The sequence below is a fragment of the Lentzea tibetensis genome (assembly GCF_007845675.1).
GTDB lineage: Bacteria > Actinomycetota > Actinomycetes > Mycobacteriales > Pseudonocardiaceae > Lentzea > Lentzea tibetensis.
On record NZ_VOBR01000004.1, the window covers coordinates 402,027 to 424,233 of the forward strand.

The following is a 22,207-nucleotide window of genomic DNA, read 5'->3' on the forward strand; positions in this document are numbered from 1 at the left end:
CACGGGGCATCCCCGGTGGCATGAAGTCACTGGTGGTCGCTCTCGTGTTGGCGGTGGTGCCCGTGCCCGCGGCGGACGTCGTTCCCCTTCCCGCGGACAAGCAGGCGTTCGGCACGGCTCGTGAGCGATCGAGCCCGGTCTGGTTCACGGTCGGCCACCAGGGCCTGTCGGAGATCTTCTACCCGGACCTGAGCACGCCCGCGACGCGCGAGACGACGCTGCTGGTCGACGGCTCTCCCGCCGAGTCGTCGCGCACCGAACCCGCGGACGACCGCAGCCTCACGTTCCGGCAGTCGTTGCGCGGCAAGGGGTGGACGGCGACCGTCACCTACGTGACCGACCCGGCGCGGGCAACCGTGCTCGCGGACGTGTCCCTGTCGTCGCACCGTCCGGTGCGGGTGTCCGTCCGGCACGTGCCGATGAAGCCCACGTCGGTCGTCGTGGGTGATCTGCGGCTGGACGGCGTGCGGAACCGGCACGCGACGTTCGCGGTCGGCTTCGGTGACGACGCGCGTGCCGTGGCCGAGGAGTCGCTGCGGCGCGGATTCCCCGCGGTGGCACGGGACTACGCACGTGGCTGGCACGAGTACCTGTCCGGGCTGCGCAGGCCGCGGTCCGCCGACCGGCGGCTGTACGACACGTCGGTGATGGTGCTGGCCGCGACCGAGGACAAGCGCAACCCCGGCGCGCTGATCGCGTCGCCGAGCTTCCCGTGGGCGTTCGGGTTCGACCGGACCATCGCACCCGAGCTCGGCCCGTACGCGCTGGTGTGGCCGCGCGACCTCTACCACGTGGCGACGGCCATGATCGCCGCCGGCGACCGCGGGATGGCGGACCGGGCGCTGGACTTCATGCTGCGGCGTCAGCAGCAGCCGGACGGACACCTGGCGCAGAACACCCGCGTCGACGGGACGCCGTACTGGACCAGCGTCCAGCTCGACGAGACCGCCGCCCCGATGCTGCTGGCCTGGCAGCTCGGCCGCACAGACCAGTCCACGATGGACGCGCTGCGCCGGGCGGCCGACTTCCTGGTCGCGCACGGCCCGGTGACGGAGCAGGAGCGCTGGGAGAACCAGAGCGGGTACTCGCCCGCCACGATCGCGTCCGCGGTCGCCGGGCTCGTCTGCTACGCGGACCTGTTGCGGCGCACCGGACAGGACGGCACCGCCTACCTGAAGGTGGCCGACGAGTGGCAGGCCCGCGTCGAGTCGTGGACCGTCACGCGCACCGGGCCGTTCTCGAAGGACCCGTACTACCTGCGGCTCACCAAGGACGGGCGGCCGGACGTGGGCACGCGGTACAACCTGGGCGACAACAACCCCGGTGACGCCGACCAGCGCGCGGTCGTCGACCCCAGCTTCCTCGAGCTGGTGCGACTGGGTGTGAAGGACGCGTCCGACCCGGTCGTCGCGAACTCGGTGGCCGTGGTGGACCAGCAGCTGCGCGTCGGCCGGTACTGGCACCGGTTCACCGCTGACGGGTACGGCGAGACCGCGGACGGCAGGCCGTGGAACATCAACTGGCCGACGCCCACCCGCACGCACGGGCGGCTGTGGCCGATCTTCTCCGGCGAACGCGGCGAGTACGAACTGCTGCTGGGACGGGATGCGCGGCCGCGGCTGCGCGACATCGCACGCACCGCGAACAGCGGCCGCATGCTGCCCGAGCAGGTGTGGGAGACGACGTTCACCGGCACGACCTCGGCGACGCCGCTCGCCTGGACGCACGCCCAGTACGTGCGGCTCGCCTGGTCGATCGACGCGGGCCGCCCGGTGGAGCGGCCCGACGTCGTCGCCTGTCGTTACGTCAGCGGCGTATCGAGCCGACCGGCCTGCCGTTGACGCTGATCTTGTGCTGGCCGGGCGTGATCTTCCAGTTGTGGGACGGGGTGTCCCAGTGGCTGAACGCCCGGTCGTCCAGGGTGAGGTAGACCATCCTGCGCTCACCGGGCTTCAGCGAGACCTTGGCGAACGCGCCCAGCTCGCGCGGCGCCTCCTGGAGCGTCGGCGTGGACGGGCTGCCCACGTACACCTGCACGACCTCGCTGCCCTCGCGCTTGCCGGTGTTGATCACCTGGACGTGCACGACGTTGCCCACGATCTTCGCGTTGACCGAGAACCTCGTGTACGACAGGCCGTAGCCGAACGGGAAGAGCGGCGCGATCTTGCGCGCGTCGTAGTGCCGGTAGCCGACGAAGACGCCCTCGGAGTAGGTGGCGGTGCCGTCGATGCCGGGGTACTGCGCGGGCGTGTTCGCGGGCACGTCACCGGGTGCCCTGGGGAACGTGATCGGCAGCTTGCCGGACGGGTTGACCTCGCCGAACAGCACGCCCGCCACGGCGTTGCCGTCCTCCTCGCCGGGGTACCAGGCCTCGAGCAGCGCGGGTGTCTTGTTCAGCCACGGCATCAGCACCGGGCCGCCGGACTTGAGCACGACGACCGTCTTCGGGTTGGCCGCCACGACCGCCTCGACGAGCGCGTCCTGGTTGCCGTCCAGCGCGAGCGACGGCCGGTCCTTGCCCTCGGTGGCGTTGTCGCCGACCATCACGATCGCGACCTCGGCGGCCTTCGCCGCTGCCACCGCCGCGTCGATGTCCGCACCGTCCACGTAGGAGATCGGCGCCGTCGTCCGGGACTTCAAGCCGTCCAAGGGCTTCACGGTGTAGAGCGGCTTGACCTTGGAGCTGCCGCCACCGCCGGTCATCGCGGCACCAGCGTACGGGCCGATCAACGCGATGGACTTCAGCGCTTTGGGGTCCAGCGGGAGCAGGTTGCCGTTGTTCTTCAGCAGCACCATGCCCTCCTGCGCGAGCGCGCGCGCCACTGCGCCGTTCTTCTCGGCGGGGATGGGCGTCTGCGTGATCGGCCGGTCGAAGATGCCGAACTCGATCATCTTCGCGAAGCGGCGCACCAGCTTGGCGTCGATCTCCTCGACGGTGACCTTGCCGTCCGCGACGGCCTTCTTCAGCTCGTCGCCGAAGAACTTGCCGGTCGGCATCTCGAGGTCCAGCCCGGCCTTGGACGACTCGACGGTGCTGTGCACGGCGCCGAAGTCGGACGTGTAGAAGCCGTCCCACTTCCACTCGTCGCGGGCCAGCCCGGTGAGCAGCCACGGGTGCTCGCAGCTGAACGTGCCGTTGATCTTCGGGAACGCGCACATCGCGGAGGCCGACTTGCCCTCCTTCATGGACGCCTCGAAGGCGGGGAGGTAGATCTCGCGCAGGGTGCGCTCGTCGATCACCTCGTTCACCTTGAAGCGGTTGGTCTCCTGGTTGTTCGCGATGTAGTGCTTCACGTTCGCGAGCACCTTGTGGTCCTGGATGGCCTGGATGTTCGCGACAGCCAGCTTGCCGACCAGGTACGGGTCCTCGCCGTAGCCCTCGAACGTGCGGCCGTTGGTCGGGACGCGCGCGATGTTGATCGTCGGCGCCTCCATCAGGTTGCGGCCGACGTTGACCGTCTCCGAGCCGATGATGTCGCCGAACCGCCGGGACGCGCCGACGTCCCACGTGGCCGCGAGCGAGATCGGTGCGGGCAGCGCGGTCGCCGACGGCTGCACGACGTCACCGGGGCCGACGCCCGACGGGCCGTTGGTGACCAGCAGCGGTGGGATCTTCAGCCGGTCGTTGCCCGGCACGACGCGGTACTGCGTCGCGGTCTTGATGCCGTGCATCTGGTCGATCTTCTCGTCCAGCGTCATCTGCGCGACGATCATCTTGGCGCGGGCGACCGCGTCGGGGGGTATCGCGTGAGCCGCGGCAGGTTGGATCAGTGATCCGATCACTAAAGCCGCTGTGAAGGTCTTGCGCACCGCGTCCTCCAGCTCTGCAGTCTGGCTGGCGGCGGCAGACCTCCGATGTATAGCGCAAACGAGGGAGCGCTCACAAGGAGCACTCCCTCGTTCGGGCCGGTCGGACTACTTGATGGACTTCTTCGCCACGTTGTGGCCGGAGAGCTCGACCACCGGCGTGGCACCGCCGAGGTCGGCCTCGCGGTACTCGCCCCGCAGGATTTCCGTCTCGCCGGGGAACAGCGTGATGTAGTTGTCGGTCCAGTCGACCGGCAGGACCTCGGCACCGCCGGAGCCCTTGCGCACGGACGCCCGCAGGAAGAACGCGACGCTCGTGCCGGTGTTCTTGATCGTCACGTGCGTGGCCAGCTTGCCCTCGCCGGAGCCCGGCGTGGTCGCGCTGGTCACCGAGACCTGGCCCGCCTTCAGGCTGCTGACGCCCTTCAGGTCGGTGTAGGCCGACTGCGGCGTGTAGTACCAGTCACCGCCGCCGTAGTTCAGCGTGTCCGCCTTGGTGGACAGCCAGTACACGTTGCGGTCGACCACCTTGCCGCTGGAGTCCTTCAGCAGCAGTCGCGTGAAGTACGCCGTGGACAGGCCCGCCGGCTGCGGGAGGTTGCCCACCCGCACCGAGCCGTTGGCCTTCGCGGTGACCGGACGCGTCTCGTCCGCCTTCTGCGTGCCGTCCGAGTTGAAGACGGTCACCTGCACGCTGAGCCCCTGCACGTCCTGCAGGCCCATGTTCACCACGGCGAGCGACTTGTCGTCGTAGGAGTACTGCACGTGCAGCGCCTTGTTGGCAGTCTTGGCACCGAAGTACGACCCCGCGGTGGCGAGGTTGTAGTTGTAGAGGTGCCAGTAGAGCTTCGGCCACGGGTCGTTCTGCATCCAGTAGATGACGCCCTGCGCCTGGTTGCCGCCCGTGTCGGAGAAGTCCCGGCCGAACGCCTCGAACTGCGCGCGGTTCGTCTCGTACTGCTGCAGCTGCGCCTTCTTCACGAAGTCGTCCACGTTGGACGGCTTGCCGTACCGGTTGTCCAGCGCCGTGCCCCAGAAGCCGAGCTTGCTGAACGTGCTCGACGGGGACAGGTGGTACTGCGAGGCGTTGTAGTCCGTCAGCTTGTTGATCTCGCCCTGGCTGAGGAACTTCTTCAGCTCGTCCATCTCCGGGATCGCCGGGCCGGGGCCGATCTCCGACGCGAAGCCCGCCGAGCCGCCCTTCTGGTTGTTGTACCAGTAGACCGGAGGCTCCCACCAGTACGGACCGTCCATCTTCATGCCGGACGCACCGAGCTGGGGCGAGCTGCGCCGCGCGGCCGCGGTGACGATCGGCGTCTGCCAGTCGGCCCGCTTCAACGCGTCCAGGTAGATCGTCTCGACGGCGCTCACCGGAGCCTCGTCAGAGCCGATCAGGAACGTGAACACGCTGGGGTGGTTGCGGATCCGCTTGGCCTCGCCCTCGGCGGACGCGCCGGCGACCTTCTTGTCCTCGGCCGAGAACCCGCCGGTGTTCTGCCACTTCGAGCAGCATTCCCAGCCGGTCATGAGCATGATGCCCATGCGGTCGGCCATGTCGTAGATCTCGTCGTTCTCCGGCTTGCCCTCGAGCCGGATCGTGTTGAGGCCCATGGACTTCGTGAGCATCATCTCGTCGGCGAGCTTCTGCACGTTGGTGCGCAGGAACAGGTCCGACGCCCAGCCGCCGCCGCGCACCAGGAACGGCTTGCCGTTGATCTGGTACTGCCGGTTGCCGCTGATCATCTTCGAGGTGACCTCGCGGATGCCGAAGGTCTCCTTCTGCTCGTCGGTCTTCGCGCCGCCCACGGTCGCGGTCGCCGTCGCGTCGTAGAGCGGCTGGCCGCCCATCTGGAACGGCCACCAGACCTGCGGGTTGCTGACGTTCAGCGTGAACGTCACCGTCTTCGTCTCGTTGGCCGCGAGGCTCACGTTCTGGCTGTAGTTCTGGCCGGCCGCGCTGCCGGCGACGGTCGTGGTGACCGCGCTGCCGGTGTTGTTGCGCGCGTCGACCTTCACCGTGACCGTGGCGCTGTTCAGGTTCGGCAGCGGCAGGTCGGTCAGCACGTGCAGGCCGCGCAGCGAGACCGCGCCGCTCTGCACCAGGTCGACGTGGCGGAAGATGCCCTGGTTGCGGTCGGGCGGCAGCTGGGACCAGTCGATGAAGTGGATGACCAGGTCCTTGCCGGGGTCGGACGGCGACGCCTTGATCGCGATGGCGTTGTCGCCCTTCTTGAGCAACCCCGTCACGTTGAACTCGAACGTCGGGTAGGCGCCGATCACGGTGTCCGTGCCCGCGACCTTCTTGCCGTTGACCCAGATCTCACCGCGCGAGATCACGCCGCCGTTGAGCTTGAGGAACGTGTTGACGCCCGGCTGCGGGTCGGCCTGGAACACCTTGCGGTACCACCACGGGACCTGGAAGTCCGCGCGGTTGACCTTGCTCAGGTTGTTCGAGAAGTTGACGTCCGCGTACTTGTTGTTCGCGATCAGACCGGCGAGGACGGTCGAACGGGCGGGCACCGTGAGCCAGCCCGCGTCCGAGTAGGACGGTGCCGAGATGACATCGCCCGCCTGTGTCGCCTTGGCACTGCTCTGCAGTCGCCAGTCGGGGATGGTGGAGGTCTGTCCGGGCGCGGACGCCACGTTCAGCGCCTTGCCTGGGTCCGGCGCTGGGCCGGCGTTGGCAGCGGCGTCCGGCACGATGACTGCCAGGCCCATCGCCGCCACGACCAGCCAGGGAATTGGCCGTTTGCGCAGCATGTCGCTCCTCGACGCATCGGGGCGGCGGCGCTTCCGGGGATCGTAAAGAAGGTTTCCTGTTTAATTCAGGTACGGCAATGCGCCTTACGGGTGACGCGGGCCACTCCGTTAGCCACACTCCGTGCGCGGTGATCCGATAGTTTGGCCCGCATGCGTCGTGTGGTGCTCTTGTTCGCGCTGGCTGCCGTGCTGACCGGATGCTCGGAGACGACGACGGGCACGCCCAGTGCCGGCGGTGAGACGCCGACCGCGGGCTCCTCGTCGACCAAGGCGCCGACCAGCTCGAAGGCGCCGGTCACCCGCCCGAAGAAGATCGACCTCAAGACGCTGGGCGACCCGTGCGCCTTCTTCTACCCGGCCGCCGTCCAGACGCAGTTCGGGCTCCGCAACATCAACGTCTCGGACCAGACCGGGCTGTGGCCGGGGGCCAAGGCGTGCGGCGCGAGCACCGAGGACCGGTCGGCCCTGTACATCCACACGGCCATCGTGTCCGAGGGTGTCGAACCCAAGTACAGCTCGGGTGCGGGCGTCACGAAGGAACAGGTCGCCGGGTTCACCGCCTACCAGAAGACGGACGACGTGCTGAAGGCCTGCACTCTCGCGATCGACGTCGCGGACGGCCAGATGCTGATGATGATGGCGTTCGAGCCGTCAGCCAAGGACCCGCAGATCTTCTGCCCGAAGGTCAAGGCCATGTCAGAGGCGGTTCTGGCCGGTAGCTGAACCGAGTAGTACTGCTCGAATTCGGTGGGAACCGTCCACTCGCGTCATACATCAGAGATACAGTCGTTCCAAATGCACACGCAGACGTTCGGGAGGGTGTGCCGTGTTCATCGCGGATGGTGGGGGCTCCGGCCAGGCGCTTCCGCCTGACTACAGCGGTCAGAAGAAGCTCAAGGTCGATCCATCAGCGATCCCCCAGGCGAAGGCCGCGTTCCAGCACGCGCTGGACGAGCTGGACAAGGAAATGAGCGACGCCGGGCCCGCCCTCATGGCGCGGCCGTGGGCCGACGACCCGGTCAGTGGCGAGACGGCGAAGCAGTTCAACGTCGAGACGCACGACAAGGCGCTGATGGCGCTCACCGGCTACCGCGCGCAGCTCGCGGGCGTGGTCGACCAGCTCAAGGCCATCGAGGAGCAGTACCGGATGACCGAGGGCGACAACGAAGCCCTCTGGGGCAAGCACCACCGCTGAGGGGGGAACTGAGGCATGTCTGACCACCGCTGGCGCGGCTACCCGCACGAGCAGCTGCACGCCATGATCAACGGCGGCCCTGGTGTCTCCGCGTCGCACGAGCTCGAGCGCAAGTGGAAGAAGCTCGCCGACTCGCTCACGCGCATCGACGACGACCTCAACAAGGCGCTCGGCAAGGTCGGCGCTGACTGGGAGGGCAGCACGGCCGAGGCGACCACGGCAGCTCTCTCGCCGCTCGCCCAGTGGGCCGCCGACGCGGCACAGGGCTCCGAGGTGATGAAGAGCTCGGCCGTCATCCAGGCCGACAACATCGCGGACGCGCGCAAGAAGATGCCGGAGCCGCTCAAGGTCACGACCGAGGCTCCGTCCGGGTTCGACATCGCGCTGGGCGCGATGACCGGTCCGTTCGGCGCGATGGACGTGATCAACCAGCAGCAGGACCACGAGCGCCAGGAAGCCGCGCAGGAGAACGCGCAGCAGCAGGCGATCAAGGTCATGGAGGACTACGAGTCCGAGAGCACGTGGAACCGCGAGACGCTCGGCACGTTCAACGAGCCGCCGCAGGTCGTGATCGACACGCCGCCGCCGTCGGGCACCACTGACCCGAACGCGAACGTCGGCTACAGCCACGGCCAGACCTCGGGCTTCAGCAGCGGCAACACCGGCACCACGAACACGTCGTGGACCGAGCCGCCGTCCGGCCCGCCCGCGCACCAGACCGGCACGGTCAACCAGCCGCCGACCGACGGCACCAAGACGTCCTGGGCCGACCCGAAGCCGCAGCCTCCGGTCAACCCGCCCACGACGCTTCCGCCCGCCCCGATCGACAAGGGCGGCCAGCCCCCGATCAAGGGCGGCGGCCCGGTCCTCCCGCCGATCTTCACCCGTCCCGAGGGCTCCGGCGCAGGTCGCGGCCCCGGCGGTGGCGGTGCCGGCCGTGGTCCCGGTGGCCCCGGCGGCAAGCCGTTCGGCTCGATGTCCGGTTCGCTCGCCGGTGGCTCCAAGGGCATGCCCGGCATGTCCGGTCCCGGCGGCATGGCCGGCGCGATGGACGACGGTCACCACCCGGCCAACCGCGGCGGCGCCGCTGGTGCGGCGGGCAAGGGTGGCGCGGCCGGTGCGGGCGCCGGTGGTGCCGGCGGTCGTGGCCAGGGGCAGGGCGAAGAGGACATCGAGCACCAGACCGCGGACTACCTGGTCGAGACCGAGGACGTGTTCGGCGACGAGCGGCTCGTCGCGCCGCCCGTGATCGGTGGAAGTCCGGAGGCGTGAGCTACTTCGGCGGCCCAGCGGAGAGGGAGCCCATCACCCTCTCCGCTGAGGAGTTCGACGTCGTCTGGGAGCGCATCGGTGAGCCGATGCCCCTGGTCATCAAGGTGCCGTCGCCAGGGAAGTCGCGGCAGGAACGCCGCCAGCTCGAAGACCGGGTCTGGCAGGCGCTCGACGCGAGAGGCCTCGGCAACGCGCGTGGACTGCACCCCGAGCTCGAAGGCCTGCTCCGGATGTTCGTCCGCCCCGAGCGCGAGGTGGACGGCCGCGTCTGGGTCGGCCGCAGCGTCCGCGTGCTGGCCGTCGCGAACGGCGACTACGGCGCACTCGCGTTGAAGGACGGCGAGCAGCTGTCGTTCAAGCCGTGCGCGGGCAGCGGCCTGCCGTCGGCCGTGCTCGCCTCGCTGCCGCAGCACCCGGCGGGCACCGGCATCTCGGTGACGCTGCCGAGCGTCGACCTGGAGAAGGCCGTCCAGAGCTCGGACGGCTCGCCCAAGGGTCTCGAGGCGGCGTTCCGCGGCATCGGCCTGCGCGAGGACGACGCCAAGGCGCTGGTGAAGATGTTCACCGGCCTCGTGCACACCGGAAACTTCGGTGCCGCCGCACGTGACCGCTACGGCAAGCGCTGGCGCCCCGAGCGGGTCGTCGCGTTCCTCGACACCGAGGAGGGGCGCTACCTGCAGCAACGGCGCTCGTCCAACGGCGCCGAGGCGTGGAGCACCTTCTCGCCGACCGACGCGCGCCGGCTCATGCACCAGGTGGACGAGCTGTTGGCGGAGGCCGTGCGCACCGCAGGCGTCTGACAGGTCCTGAAGGGCGCCTTCGCAACGCCAGCCGTTGCGCGAGGCGCCCTTCAGCATGTTTGATCTGAACACCGCCGCCGTGGCCAAGACCCCTTGGAGACGGCGAAATGAGCATCGAGCGACGGCAGTTCTTGCTGGCTACAGGAGCTGCCTTCCTTGGCACGTCGGTGTTCGCCACCCCCGCGCAGGCGGAGTCGGCGACGGCGACGCTGTGGCAGGAGTTCGTCAAGAACCCCTACAACCATCCGCAGATCCCGAACGTGGCGTACGCCGGGTACCGAACCGGCGAGCGACTACCGCGTCGTCCCGTGCTGGCCAACGTGCTCGCGTTCGGCGCGAAGCGCGACGGGTCGGCTGACGCGGCACCCGCCATCAACCGCGCGATCCAGCACGTCGGCAGGTGGGGCGGCGGCACGGTGCTCGTGCCCGCGGGCACCTACCGCATCGACGACATCATCCGCATCGGCTACGACAACGTCGTGCTGCGCGGCGCGGGCAGCGACCGCACGAAGTTCTTCGCGACCAGGTCCCTCGAGGAGATCGTCGGCATCAACCGCAGCCGCTACGGCTCGGAGAACTCGGCGTGGAGCTGGTCGGGCGGCCTCGTCTGGGTCTGCCACCGCGACCGCTACCAGCCGCTGGTCGACGCGATCAAGGCGAAGAAGTGGCCGTTCGAGGGCTGGACGGGCAACGAGCTGGAGCTCGGCGAGACGCTGACGACCGTCACCGCTCCGGCGCCGCGCGGGGCGTTCACGCTGACCGTCGACAACGCGCGCAGGCTGCGGCCCGGCCAGCGGGTGCTGCTGCGGCTGGACGACGACCAGTACAGCCTGCCGAAGCACATGTGCGGCGACATCCCCGGCACCACCACGTACAAGTGGGACGACAAGGACAAGCTGCTGTCCTACTTCCCGTTCCTGTGGCCGGTGCGCATCGAGTGGGTGCGCGGCAAGCGGGTCAAGCTGGCGCAGCCGCTGCCGGTCGAGGTCCGCGCGAACTGGAAGCCCAGGCTCACCACCATGGCACCGGTGATCACCGGCGCGGGCGTGGAGGGCATCACCATCCAGCCGACGAAGGTGCCGCACCCGAAGCACCTGCAGGACAAGGGGCACAACGGCCTCGTGTTCCAGTGCGCGTGGGACTGCTGGGCCGACGACGTCTCCGCGGTGGACGTCGACAACGGCTTCCTCCTGGTGTCCGCCAAGGGGATCACGCTCAAGAACACCAAGGTCTCCGGCCGCGGTCACCACCACGCCTACGCCACGCGCGAGCAGTCGCACGACAACCTCTTCGACACGTTCAGCATCAAGGCGTTCTCCGAGCCGTCCCAGTCGGGCGCTGGCAACCACGGCCTGAACGTGGAGGGCCTGTCCTGCGGCAACGTCTGGACGCGCGGCACGATGGAGGTCGACGTGTTCGACACCCACCGCGGCCTGCCGTTCGGCAACGTGCGCACCGAGATCACCATCAACAACGTCGGCTCGCACGGCGGCAGTGCGAACGCGGGTCCCCTGTACGGGGCCAGGTTCGCGCACTGGAACATCACCGTCTCGAACCAGCGCGCCGGCAACGTGCGCATCGACCAGGTGGCGCCGTGCAGCGCGACGGTCGCGATCTCGGAGGTGCGCGACTTCGGACAGATCGACAAGCCCGACTTCACCGGGCCGCTGAACTCCAGGCTGGAGTCCTACGGCACCACGGACGTCGTGCCGCGCAACCTGTACGACGCGCAGAAGAAGCTGCGTCGCTGGTCATGACCTCGTGACCAGCGTGCGGACCCGGCGCGGGATCTCGTCCCACTCCCGAGCGGTGACGACCACCCGCATCCCGCGCCGGGGTCCGAACGCGGCGATCCACTGCACCACGAAGTCCAGCCCGGCGTCCTGCTCCTCGCACAACGCCCAGTCGTCGACGACGAGCACCGCGTCGCGCCTGCCGTCGAGCACCTCGCGTTCGAACCAGTCGAGCAGGCTCCTGCTGCCCGGCTGGTCGGACGGGTCGAACGTCGCCGTCACCGGGAGCGGCACCGCGCCGCGGCCGATCCGGTAGACCGAGGCCGTCGAGGTGGTGAGCATCGCGTGCAGCCGTTGCCTGGTGGCAGGCTCGGGCCCGACGAGTGCGAGGTTCTCGATCACCGCACTGGTATACCAACACGCGCAAGAGGCGGGCTGTCGCTTCGCTAATCTGCCCAGGTGCCGGCCAAACCCGTTGACCCGAAAGAGCTGCGCTCCGCCGTCGAGGCGGTGCTGCCGTGGCTGGACGGCGCGGCCGAGCAGCCGGACCGGCCGACGCTCGCCGCGGCCGTGCGGCTGAGCCTGCGCACCCTGGAGCAGGTCGCGCCGGGCCGCAGCGTCGAGGTGCGGGTGCCGCCGTTCGCCGCCGTCCAGTGCGTCGCGGGTCCGCGGCACACCAGGGGCACGCCGCCGAACGTCGTGGAGACCGACCCGCGCACCTGGCTCGAGCTGGCCACCGGCCGTCTGGAGTGGACGGACGCGGTCGACGGCGCCAAGGTCAGCGCGTCCGGGAGCAGGGCGGACATCTCGGCCCTGCTGCCCGTGGTGCGCTTCTAGAACCAGGAGCCGATGGTGTTGTCGTAGACGGACTTCGCACCGTCCGAGATGGCGCCGCCGACGTCCTTCACGACCTCGACACCGCCCTCGACGACGGCCTTGCCGCCCTCGTACACGTCCTTGCCCAGCTCACCGACGTTGCCGACGGTGTCGACGGCCCAGTCGCCGACGTCGCTGGCGACCTCCTTCGTGGTGTCCCACGCGTGGCCCGCCGCGCCGCCGAAGTCGCCGCGCGACACGTCGTCGACCACCTGGCCACCGCCGTGCCACACGTCCTCGCCGATGTCGACGACCTCCTTGGCCGTGTTGGTGCCCCAGTCGACCACCGGGCCGACGACCGGCAGGTCGGAGCCGGGCACCACGTCGCGCGGCGTCGGGCTGTCCTGCCAGCGCTGCTCGGTGACCTCGTCGCCGCGGCCGGTCGCGATCTTGGCGAGGTTGTCGAGCGACTCGGAGTTGGGCGCGTAGTACTGCGAATGCGCACCGCCGATGCCGGTCTCGTCCGGCGTGCCGAAGGTCTTCGCGCCGAACTTCGAGTCGTACGGGCCGGTGGACGAGCCGTCCTGGGTGAACCAGTCGCCGCTGGTGCCCTGCACGACCGGGTCGTGCTCGGTCGCGCCGACGTAGACGTGGCCGCGTCCCGCGGACAGCTGGTCCACAGTGGACGCTCCCACGCCGGGTGAGCCGACGAACGCGATGTCGTCCGCCTTCAGCCCGTGGTCCATCGCCGCGTAGCCGACGACCGTGCTGCCGTAGCTGTGGCCGATGACCGTGACGTGCGCGCCTTCCTTGCCGGCCACGCGATAGCCCTCGACGTCCTGCGCGAGGATCGCCGCGCCCTCCTTGGCCTGCGCCGGGTCGTTGACCTGGCCGAGCGAGAACTCCGGCGCGTCGTAGCCGAGCCACTGGATCGCGACGCCGTTCGGCCCCATCTTCCCGCTCAGCGCGGCTGCCTGCTCCTGGCTGAAGCCGTTCTCGCCCAGCCTGGACGTCGTGCCGGGCACGCACACGGCGACGTTGTCCGCGTCGTCCGGGTTGCCGTACGCGATGGCCAGCGCGCCCTCCTTGGCGCCGGGACCGTCCGGGCTGTAGTAGAGGACGAAGGGCTGCTTGCCACCTGCGAGGTCGACGGAGTTCTTCTTGGCGTTCTTCAGCTCCTCGGCCGCGTTCTCGGCGTTGGTGGCCCGGCGTTCCGCCTCGGCCTGCTGCGCGACGAGCTGCGACCCGCGCGGGTCGTTCATCAGCTTGTTGCGGCCGTCCTCGGTGTTCGGGTCGACGCCGAGCTCACGCGCCCGTTCCGCGATCTGGTCCTTCAGCTGCGCGCTCTGCTGGTTGAAGCGCGTCACGTCCTCGTTGATCCGCTGCCGGTTGGCGGTGTCCAGCACGTCGGCCGGGAGTCCGCGCAGCTGACCGAGCTCCTGGTACTTGCTGGCCAGCAGCGCGTCGCGCTCCGGCTGGGAGAGCGACTTCCACCAGTCGGCGACGGCCTTCGGGTCCGTGCCGGGCGGCGGCACCGGCGGGAGCGAGGGACCTCGCTCGGCCGCGCGGCTCCAGCCGCAGTCGGACATCGCGGTGTCGCCGAAACCGGGCGTGATCTTGCCGAGCGCGCCCGCGTACGAGCGCAGCACGCCCTCGTAGCTCGACTTCACCCTGGTGAGCGAGTCGTTGACCTGGCCGGCCAGCTGACGAGTCTGCTCCTCGTCCAGCCCGGCCGGACGGCCGCGCCACACGCCGATCGCGTGATCGGCGGCGGACCGCATCTGCCCGTACGCGCGGGACGCGGCCTGCACGATGTCCACGCCGGCGCCGAGCCGGTCACCGGCCGCACGAGCCGCGGTCGCGGACAGCTCGCCGCGCGCGCTGAACTTGTCGGACGCGTCGCCGGTCCAGCTGCTCACGGCCGTGCGGGCGCCGTTCACGACCGACTCGCCCGCGCGTCCGACGGCGCTGATGGCACCGGTGATCGGGTCGGCCGCGGCGGCGATGCGGCCGGAGTCGCCTGCGGCGAGCCGCGCGTACAAGACCTCCGGGTCCGCAATGCTCACTTGCCGCCCCCCAGCGCGTTGAAGATGTCGGAGAAGCTGATGCCGTTGTCGTCGTCGGCGCGCTGGTAGGCGTCGGCGTTCGAGATGAGGCCCTCGGCGGCGTCGGTGAACCACTCCGAGCCCTTGCGAAGATCATCCGAATGGGTGCCGACGAACTTCGACAGCGCGTCCGCGAACTCGGCGGCCGCGTCGACCTCGCCGAGCGCGCCCGCGTCGAGCCGGAGCATCGAGATCATCTCGGCCGCCTCGCGCACCGCGTCGGAGCCGCTGCTGAACTCCTTGGACGCGTTGCGCAGCAACTCTGGCTCAACGCCGAACATCGCCACCCCCATCGGTTCGCTATGCACTTGCGACGCAAGAGCATCATGACCGGTTCCCGCCGCACCCGTGGATCGTTTCGGGCACGATGACGCGCATGGTGCAGACAGGATGGACCGCCCAGCGGTGGACGGCAGCGTTCGCCGAGCAGGCGGAGATGTTCCGCAAGGCCGTCGGTGACGCCGACCTCGCGACCGCCGTGCCGACGCGTCCTGGGTGGACGGTCCGCGAGCTGGTGCTGCACGTCGCGCGGTTCCTCGAGACCTCGACCGCCTACCTGCGCACCGGCAGCCGCAACCCGATCGGCCCGCCTCCCGCACCGGGTGACCTCACCCCGCTGGAGTACCTCGACATCCAGCTCACCGAGGCCAACGAGGTGCTGCCCGCCGTGCCCGGCAACCGGCCGGTCTGGACGTTCTCGCCCGCCGCGCCGGACCTCGCGTGGGTGTGGCACCGGCGCATCGCGCACGAGATGACGCTGCGCCGGTTCGACGCGCAGGCCACCATCCGCGCGCTGGTGGCGACCGGTCCGGACCTCGCCGTCGACGGCATCGACGAGGTGCTGACCACCATCGTCGCCGCGAAGATCGACGGCGACGTCCCGAACACCATCTCCGGCACCGCCGTCGTGCGCCCGGCCGACGTGCCCGAGGCGTGGTTCTTCTCCCTCACCGCGGGTGAGGCACCCGAGGTGCGCGCCGCGGCCCCCGGTGAGGAGGGCGACGCCCGGGTCACCGGCGAGGCCGCGATGATCTACTACTGGCTGTGGAACCGGATGACGCTGGACTCGGTGGCCGGCGACCGCTCGATCCTCGGGCTGCTGCAGGTCGGAAGGGGTCACTGATGCGCAAGATCGCGGTGGTCCTGCTGTCCTGCCTCGCGCTGGGCGGATGCGCCTCCGACTGGGAGGGCCAGGTGCGGCTGAGGGTCGACAAGATCGAGAACCCCCAGGAGATCTGGCTCGAGCTCGTCGGCGAGCTGCCGGACGACGCACTGGAGAAGAAGTACTTCAAGAGCGAGATCCTGTCGCCGAGCGAGATCTCCGGTGGCGAGGTCGCGGTGGGCGACGAGGTCGTGTGCACCGCCAAGCAGCACTCGATCGGAGCGGGGCAGACCAACACGATCAAGACTGAGATCAGCGGCTGCCGCAAGGCCTGACGGTCACGGGTGGTCGTAGCGGGTGATCCACGCGGCCAGCTCGGCGCGCGACCGCAGGCCGAGCACGGTGCGGATCTCCTCCAGGTAGGTGTTGATCGTCCGCGTCGACACGCCCAGCTCGCGGGCGATCTGCCGGTCCGTCTGTCCTTTTGCGACGGACCGGGAGATCTCCAGCTGCCGCAGGCTCAGCGGTGACTCGGCCTCGCGCACACCGTCGAGCGCGTAGTGCACGGCGTGCGCGATGGTCATCCGCCTGCCTGCCGAGCGCGCGGCCTGCGCACGGGCGTGACCCAACCGGCCCGTCGCGAGCGCGGTGACCGAGTCGACCTGCTGCTGCCAGGCGTGGTCGGGTGCGCTGATGTCGTCCTGGATCGCCGTCGCGCTCCCGACGAGCCGCAGCCCGCGTTCGTCGTCACCGCGTGCGCACGCGACCTCGGCGAGTCCCACGAGGCCGTGCACGACCTGCTGCGGAAGGTCCGGCTCGATGCGCAGTGAGCGGACGAAGTGCTGTTCGGCCTCGTCGTGGTTGCCGCGGGCGATCTCGAGCTCGCCGAAGGTGTGCCACATGCCCGCGGTGGCCGTCGTGGACAGCTCGTGCTCGGCCACCAGTGCGCGCGCCTCCTGGAGGTCGGCCTCGGCGGCGTCGAGGTCGCCGACGCGCAGCGCGAGGCAGGCGAGGAGGTTCAGCAGGTTCCCCACCGCGGGGGAGCTCGCCCGCCTCGCGGAGCAGCACGAGTGCCGCTGACCAGTTGCTGCGGGCACCGTCGAACTCGCCCGTCTGCTCCAGCGCGCTGCCGATCCCGGCGAGCGCACGGGCCTGCCGCCCCGGCCTGCCGAGCTCGCCCTCCAGCTCGAGCACGTGCCGGAACAGCGACACTCCCTCGGCCGTGCGGCCCATCCAGATCTCGAGGCTGGCGAGCACGGACATCAGTGGAGCTCCGTACACGGCGGGCGGCCTCCGGTCGAGTGCCCGCAGCACGAGCGCCTTGGCCTCGGCGATGTGGCCGAGTCGCACCCACACCATGCTGAGCCCCCACGTCAGCAGCGCGGCGGTGGGAGCACCGGACCGGGCGGCCCAGTCGGTGACGGCACCGAGCGTGTTGACCTGCTCGGACGCCGATCTGACCTGCTTGATGTCCGGGTAGAACCGGGGCGCCTCCGGCTCCCACAGGCCCGTGTACCAGGTCAGCAGCGCACCGTAGGCCGCGTCGAGCTCGTCGTGGTCGCGCAGCCGGGCGAGCCCGAAGATCCGGATCGCCTCCAGCAGCCGGTACCTGGAGTCCTCGGTGACCACCAGCGACTTCGCCGTGAGGCTGATGAGCTGGTCCAGCACGTCCGCACCGCACACGGCCGCGGCCAGCTCGGCGCTGAACGGCCCGGCCAGCACGGACAGCCTGCGCAGCACCTCCTGCTCGCGCGGGTCGAGCAGCTCGTAGCTCCAGGTGATGGCGGTGTCGAGGCTGCGGTGCCTGCTCGCCGTGCGCTCACCGGTGCGCAGCAGCTCGGCGAGGCCGGCCGTCGGCAGGTGCCGCACCCGGCGCGCGGCCAGCTCGATCGCCAGCGGCAGGCCGTCGAGCCTGCGGCACAGGTCCTCGATGTCGCGGGTGAGCTGGAACGCGTGGTCGACGGCCGCCGCGCGGTCGGCGAACAGGTGCACCGCGTCCGACGACACGGGCAGCGGGCCCAGCGTGTAGACGTGCTCGCCGTTGACCCGCAACGCCTCGCGGCTGGTCGCGAGCACCCGCACGTTCGGGCACCTCGGCAGCAGCCAGGTCACCAGGTCCGCGCACCGCTCGACAACGTGCTCGCAGTTGTCCAGCACGAGCAGCACCCGCTGCCCGGCCAGGTGTGCGGCGAGCGTGTCGCGCGCCGCGCCGTCACCGTGCTCCGCCCGGATGGCCGCCGTGACGGCCTGGTCCACCTGATCGGGATCGGGCACCGCGGCCAGGTCGACGAACCAGGTGCCGCCGGGGAACGTCATGGTGCCCGCGACCTCGACGGCCAGCCGCGTCTTGCCCGCGCCGGGCGATCCGACGACGGTGACGAGCCGCTGCGACCGGACGAGCCGGGCGAGCGCCACCCGTTCGGGGACGCGGCCCACGAAGCTGTCGAGCCGGGGCACGAGGTTGCCCACCACCGGCGTGGCCTGCCGCCGCCGGTACGCGCGCTGCTTGCACCCAGGAGAGCAGTACTGCGCTTTGCGGCCCGCCCGGACGGGCGCCGCGGGCAGGCGCTCACCGCAGACCGGGCAGGACATGGCCGGGAGCGTATCGGAGGGTGACCATTTGAAACGTAACGCGACGCATTTTCCGGACCAGGTGCCGTCATTCTCAACAATGGGTTTTGTCGGATTACCGCTCGTATTCCCCGGACCGGAGCGTGCGCTACCGTGCGGTCGCCGACAACCACCGGCAGTGTCAAGCGGGTCCACCAGACGTGCGTTTCGTCACGTCGAGCGGGTGCCGATGGGGGTGGTTGACCCCCTGCTCCACTTACACTCGCGGGAGCAGCCTGCCCCCGTCGTGAGGGAGCCCCTCGGTGGTCGCCGACCATTCCCAGCCCGATCCGGAACCTCGTGAGGAGTGCGGCGTCTTCGGCGTCTGGGCTCCCGGTGAAGATGTTTCCAAGCTCACCTACTACGGCCTCTACGCACTGCAGCACCGCGGCCAGGAGGCGGCGGGGATCTCGGTCGGCGACGGCTCGCAGGTCGTCGTCTTCAAGGACCTCGGTCTCGTCAGCCAGGTCTTCGACGAGCAGGTGCTCCAGTCGCTGCGCGGCCACGTCGCCGTCGGCCACTGCCGCTACTCGACGACCGGCAGCACGACCTGGGAGAACGCCCAGCCGACGTTCCGCACCACCGCGGCGGGCAGCGGCCTGTCGCTCGGGCACAACGGCAACCTGGTCAACACCGCCGAGCTGCTCGCGAAGGCCAAGGAACTGGGCATCGTCGAGCGCAACGGCGCCACCACGGACTCGGACATCGTCTGCGGACTGCTCGCGCACGCCGCGGCGGACAAGGGCATCGAGCAGGCCGCGCTGGAGCTGCTGCCCACGTTGCGCGGCGCCTTCTGCCTCACGTTCTCCGACGAGTCCACGTTGTACGCGGCGCGCGACCCGCACGGCGTCCGCCCGCTCGTGCTCGGCCGCCTCGAGCGCGGCTGGGTCGTGGCGTCGGAGACGGCCGCGCTGGACATCGTCGGCGCGTCGTTCGTCCGCGAGGTCGAGCCGGGCGAGCTGATCGCCATCGACGCGGACGGCCTGCGGTCCAGCAGGTTCGCCAACCCCGAGCCCAAGGGCTGCGTCTTCGAGTACGTCTACCTGGCGCGCCCGGACACGACGATCTCCGGCCGTTCCGTGCACGCCACGCGCGTGGAGATCGGCCGCAGGCTCGCCAAGGAGCACCCGGCCGAGGCGGACCTGGTGATCCCGGTGCCGGAGTCCGGCACGCCCGCCGCCATCGGCTACGCCCAGGCGTCCGGCATCCCGTACGGGACCGGCCTGGTCAAGAACGCCTACGTCGGCCGAACGTTCATCCAGCCGTCGCAGACGATCCGCCAGCTGGGCATCCGGCTGAAGCTCAACCCGCTGCGCGACATCATCCGCGGCAAGCGGCTCGTCGTCGTCGACGACTCGATCGTGCGCGGCAACACGCAGCGCGCGCTCGTGCGCATGCTGCGCGAGGCCGGTGCGCTCGAGGTGCACGTGCGCATCGCGTCGCCGCCGGTGAAGTGGCCGTGCTTCTACGGCATCGACTTCGCGTCCCGCGCCGAGCTCATCGCGAACGGTCTGGACGACGACGGCATCCGCCGCTCGGTCGGCGCGGACTCGCTGGGCTACGTGTCGCTGGAGCAGCTGGTCGCCGCGACCGAGCAGCCGAAGACGCGCCTCTGTTCAGCGTGTTTCGACGGCGACTACCCGATCCCGCTGCCCGCCGACGCGCTCATGGGCAAGCACCTGCTCGAGGGCCTGAAGGGTGTCGCGGGCTCAGCGGCTCCCGTTCTGGCGAACGGGTACGGTGCCGAAGACGCCCTTCGCAGGCCCTGAAACAAGTGGAAGAAGTTGACGTGACCGACAGCGCCAAGGCCACCTACGCAGCAGCCGGAGTGAGTATCGCCGCGGGTGACGAGGCGGTGGAGAAGCTCAAGCCGTGGGCGGCGAAGGCGGGCCGCCCCGAGGTGCTCGGCGGCATCGGTGGCTTCGCCGGGCTGTTCCAGCTCAAGCTCGACCGCTGGAAGGAGCCCGTGCTGGCGTCCTCCACGGACGGCGTCGGCACGAAGATCGCGATCGCGCAGGCGCTCGACAAGCACGACACGGTCGGCATCGACCTCGTCGCGATGGTCGTGGACGACCTGGTCGTCTGCGGTGCCGAGCCGCTGTTCATGCAGGACTACATCGCGGTCGGCAAGGTCGTCCCCGACAAGATCGCCGCGCTGGTCAAGGGCATCGCCGAGGGCTGCGTCCTGGCCGGGTGCGCGCTGCTCGGCGGCGAGACGGCCGAGCACCCCGGCCTGATGGCCGACCACGACTACGACATCTCCGGCACCGGCGTCGGCGTGGTCGAGCACTCGAAGCTGCTCGGCCCGGACCGGGTGCGCGACGGTGACGTCGTGATCGCGATGGGCTCGTCCGGCCTGCACTCCAACGGCTACTCGCTCGCCAGGCACGTGCTGCTGGAGATCGGGCGGATGCCGCTGTCCGGTCACGTCGAGGAGTTCGGCCGCACCCTCGGCGAGGAGATGCTGGAGCCGACCCGCATCTACGCCAAGGACTGCCTCGCGCTGATCGCCGAGACCGAGGTCCGCGGCTTCGCGCACGTCACCGGTGGTGGCCTCGCCGCGAACCTGGCCCGCGTCCTGCCGCACGGCCTGTCCGCGCGCCTCGACCGGGGCTCGTGGTCGCCGCAGCCGGTGTTCGCCCTGATCGCCCAGCGCGGCCGGGTCGAGCGCGAGGAGATGGAGAAGGCGTTCAACATGGGCGTCGGCATGGTCGCCGTCGTCGCGCCGGAGGACGTCGACCGCGCGCTGGCCGTGCTGACCGCGCGCCACGTGCCCGCGTGGGTGCTCGGCGAGATCCGTCCCGGCGAGGGCGCTGAGCTCGTCGGAGATCACCCTCGTTTCTGAGGCAACCTCCGAGGCCGGTCGCTCCGTACCAAGGGGCGACCGAGGAGGGATCGTTGGACCGCGATCGTGAGTTCGGGGAGTACGTGGACGCACGTGCTCTCGTGATGCGGAGAACCGCGTACCTGATTTGCGGTGACTGGCATCGCGCTGAGGACATCGTGCAGACCGCGCTGACCAAGCTCTACCTGGCGTGGCCGCGGGTGCACCGGGGCGGCACCGTCGACGCGTACGCCAGGAAAGTGCTGGTGCGTTGCGCGATCGACGAAGGGCGGCGGGGTTTCTTCCGACGGGAGAAGGCTGTCCCCGCCGTGCCGGACACGTCGACGACGTCGGCCGCGCCCGACCTCGACGTGCGACGTGCGCTTGCCGCCTTGCCACTGGGGCAACGCACGGTCGTCGTGTTGCGGTACTGGGAGGACCTCAGCGTCACCGAAGTCGCTCGCCTGCTCGGTCGGACCGAAGGCACCGTGAAGAGCCAGTCGGCGAAGGGCCTCGCCGCACTGCGTGAGCTCCTCGGTGACCCCGTGGTGGAGGAGCTGCGATGACCGACATCCGCACGTTGCTGACCAGCGCACTCGACGACGAGCCGCCGCTGACGATCGACCGGGACCGCGCGATCCGCACCGGGAAGCGCACGGTGCACCGTCGCCGCTTGCTCGCCGTCGCGGCCGCCACGCTGGTCCTCGCCGGCACGCCCGTCGCGTTGAACGCGGTCGACCCGCGGGTTCCGGCCGGGCTGCAGTTGCCCACCGAACTGCTGGCCGCTCCGTCGACCTCGGACCAGCACGCCGCCGAGCTGACCGAGGTGCTCGACAAGAACCTCCGCCCGATCACGGTCGTCAACAAGGGTGACCACTACGCCGCCGAACACACCATCGTCCTGGAGCGCAACCCGCCGATCAGGATGACGCTCTTGATCGAGGTGCGCTGGGACGTGTACCGCCCGTGCGAAGGCTGCCAGGTGAGGGACCTGACGGATCGTCGCCTGGTCCGGCACCCGTCGAGCGGAAACGGCACGCGGCACGAGGTGAGCGCGTTCCTTCCGGACGGGACGAACATCCGGGTGATCTCCGTCTCGGACTCGGCCGACATCCCGGCGGAAGGCTTCACGACGCTGGAAAAGTACGCGTCGATGGACGGGCTCACGTTCTAACCTGTCCGG

General features: G+C 70.1%; 20 protein-coding genes. 13 read left to right on the top strand and 7 right to left on the bottom strand.

What is annotated here, in order from left to right; translation table 11 throughout:
- Positions 1-20: 20 nt before the first annotated feature.
- Positions 21-1,841 carry a glycoside hydrolase family 15 protein gene (locus FKR81_RS08340; protein WP_146350331.1) on the top strand — a complete coding sequence of 607 codons (1,821 nt, stop codon included), beginning with the start codon at positions 21-23 and terminating at the stop codon, positions 1,839-1,841.
- On the opposite strand, the gene FKR81_RS08345 is transcribed toward FKR81_RS08340, so the two are convergent.
- Both FKR81_RS08345 and FKR81_RS08350 read right to left on the bottom strand, forming a co-directional pair.
- Entirely contained in the window at positions 1,807-3,783 is a 1,977-nt protein-coding gene (locus FKR81_RS08345; protein WP_146350332.1) for a beta-glucosidase family protein, read from the bottom strand. The genes FKR81_RS08340 and FKR81_RS08345 overlap by 35 nt on opposite strands.
- A 132-nt stretch (positions 3,784-3,915) precedes the next feature.
- The gene (locus FKR81_RS08350; protein ID WP_146350333.1) at positions 3,916-6,567 is read right to left on the bottom strand and encodes a glycosyl hydrolase 2 galactose-binding domain-containing protein; all 2,652 of its coding nucleotides are present in this window, start codon (positions 6,565-6,567) and stop codon (positions 3,916-3,918) included.
- 150 nt (positions 6,568-6,717) lie between these two features.
- Here FKR81_RS08350 and FKR81_RS08355 point away from each other — a divergent pair, with 150 nt between their 5' ends.
- From FKR81_RS08355 to FKR81_RS08375, 5 genes are all read left to right on the top strand, one after another.
- Positions 6,718-7,290 (top strand): DUF3558 domain-containing protein, encoded by a 573-nt coding sequence (locus FKR81_RS08355; protein WP_146350334.1) that lies wholly within the window; start codon positions 6,718-6,720, stop codon positions 7,288-7,290.
- A gap of 103 nt (positions 7,291-7,393) precedes the next feature.
- Positions 7,394-7,762 (top strand): PE domain-containing protein, encoded by a 369-nt coding sequence (locus tag FKR81_RS08360; RefSeq protein ID WP_146350335.1) that lies wholly within the window; start codon positions 7,394-7,396, stop codon positions 7,760-7,762.
- A 15-nt stretch (positions 7,763-7,777) separates the two neighbouring features.
- Complete coding sequence (locus FKR81_RS08365) at positions 7,778-9,034, top strand: PPE domain-containing protein (protein WP_146350336.1); 1,257 nt, start codon at positions 7,778-7,780, stop codon at positions 9,032-9,034.
- Positions 9,031-9,834 (top strand): ESX secretion-associated protein EspG, encoded by an 804-nt coding sequence (locus tag FKR81_RS08370; RefSeq protein ID WP_146350337.1) that lies wholly within the window; start codon positions 9,031-9,033, stop codon positions 9,832-9,834. The genes FKR81_RS08365 and FKR81_RS08370 overlap by 4 nt, the downstream gene beginning before the upstream one ends.
- A 107-nt stretch (positions 9,835-9,941) precedes the next feature.
- On the top strand, positions 9,942-11,591 hold the full coding sequence (locus tag FKR81_RS08375; RefSeq protein ID WP_146350338.1) for a glycosyl hydrolase family 28-related protein: 1,650 nt from the start codon (positions 9,942-9,944) through the stop codon (positions 11,589-11,591).
- On the opposite strand, the gene FKR81_RS08380 is transcribed toward FKR81_RS08375, so the two are convergent.
- Complete coding sequence (locus FKR81_RS08380; RefSeq protein WP_146350339.1) at positions 11,586-11,969, bottom strand: hypothetical protein; 384 nt, start codon at positions 11,967-11,969, stop codon at positions 11,586-11,588. The two genes, FKR81_RS08375 and FKR81_RS08380, sit on opposite strands and share 6 nt — an antisense overlap.
- Positions 11,970-12,026: 57 nt before the next feature.
- On the opposite strand from FKR81_RS08380, the gene FKR81_RS08385 reads away from it, so the two are divergent.
- Positions 12,027-12,404 carry a sterol carrier family protein gene (locus tag FKR81_RS08385; RefSeq protein ID WP_146350340.1) on the top strand — a complete coding sequence of 126 codons (378 nt, stop codon included), beginning with the start codon at positions 12,027-12,029 and terminating at the stop codon, positions 12,402-12,404.
- Here FKR81_RS08385 and FKR81_RS08390 read toward each other — a convergent pair.
- Both FKR81_RS08390 and FKR81_RS08395 read right to left on the bottom strand, forming a co-directional pair.
- Positions 12,401-14,449, bottom strand: a complete 2,049-nt coding sequence (locus FKR81_RS08390; RefSeq protein ID WP_146350341.1) for an alpha/beta hydrolase — start codon at positions 14,447-14,449, stop codon at positions 12,401-12,403. The two genes, FKR81_RS08385 and FKR81_RS08390, sit on opposite strands and share 4 nt — an antisense overlap.
- Positions 14,446-14,769 carry a type VII secretion target gene (locus FKR81_RS08395; RefSeq protein WP_146350342.1) on the bottom strand — a complete coding sequence of 108 codons (324 nt, stop codon included), beginning with the start codon at positions 14,767-14,769 and terminating at the stop codon, positions 14,446-14,448. Before FKR81_RS08395 ends, FKR81_RS08390 begins: the two co-directional genes overlap by 4 nt.
- A gap of 95 nt (positions 14,770-14,864) precedes the next feature.
- Between FKR81_RS08395 and FKR81_RS08400 the strand changes: the two genes are divergently transcribed.
- Both FKR81_RS08400 and FKR81_RS08405 read left to right on the top strand, forming a co-directional pair.
- Positions 14,865-15,611: a maleylpyruvate isomerase N-terminal domain-containing protein gene (locus tag FKR81_RS08400; protein WP_235921388.1), complete on the top strand. Its 747-nt coding sequence runs from the start codon at positions 14,865-14,867 to the stop codon at positions 15,609-15,611.
- Positions 15,611-15,925 carry a hypothetical protein gene (locus FKR81_RS08405; RefSeq protein WP_146350343.1) on the top strand — a complete coding sequence of 105 codons (315 nt, stop codon included), beginning with the start codon at positions 15,611-15,613 and terminating at the stop codon, positions 15,923-15,925. Before FKR81_RS08400 ends, FKR81_RS08405 begins: the two co-directional genes overlap by 1 nt.
- Positions 15,926-15,928: 3 nt before the next feature.
- On the opposite strand, the gene FKR81_RS08410 is transcribed toward FKR81_RS08405, so the two are convergent.
- The gene (locus FKR81_RS08410) at positions 15,929-16,384 is read right to left on the bottom strand and encodes a helix-turn-helix transcriptional regulator (RefSeq protein WP_186762840.1); all 456 of its coding nucleotides are present in this window, start codon (positions 16,382-16,384) and stop codon (positions 15,929-15,931) included.
- Positions 16,338-18,182 (bottom strand): ATP-binding protein, encoded by a 1,845-nt coding sequence (locus FKR81_RS43400; RefSeq protein ID WP_186762841.1) that lies wholly within the window; start codon positions 18,180-18,182, stop codon positions 16,338-16,340. The genes FKR81_RS08410 and FKR81_RS43400 overlap by 47 nt, the downstream gene beginning before the upstream one ends.
- A 281-nt stretch (positions 18,183-18,463) precedes the next feature.
- Between FKR81_RS43400 and purF the strand changes: the two genes are divergently transcribed.
- The 4 genes from purF (at position 18,464) to FKR81_RS08430 (ending at position 22,198) form a co-directional block, all read left to right on the top strand.
- Positions 18,464-19,969, top strand: a complete 1,506-nt coding sequence (gene purF / locus FKR81_RS08415) for an amidophosphoribosyltransferase (protein WP_146350345.1) — start codon at positions 18,464-18,466, stop codon at positions 19,967-19,969.
- A 20-nt stretch (positions 19,970-19,989) separates the two neighbouring features.
- Complete coding sequence (purM, locus tag FKR81_RS08420; protein ID WP_146350346.1) at positions 19,990-21,045, top strand: phosphoribosylformylglycinamidine cyclo-ligase; 1,056 nt, start codon at positions 19,990-19,992, stop codon at positions 21,043-21,045.
- Positions 21,046-21,149: 104 nt separating this feature from the next.
- Positions 21,150-21,590, top strand: a complete 441-nt coding sequence (locus tag FKR81_RS08425; RefSeq protein WP_407936508.1) for a SigE family RNA polymerase sigma factor — start codon at positions 21,150-21,152, stop codon at positions 21,588-21,590.
- Positions 21,587-22,198 carry a hypothetical protein gene (locus FKR81_RS08430; RefSeq protein ID WP_146350348.1) on the top strand — a complete coding sequence of 204 codons (612 nt, stop codon included), beginning with the start codon at positions 21,587-21,589 and terminating at the stop codon, positions 22,196-22,198. The genes FKR81_RS08425 and FKR81_RS08430 overlap by 4 nt, the downstream gene beginning before the upstream one ends.
- Positions 22,199-22,207 lie beyond the last annotated feature (9 nt).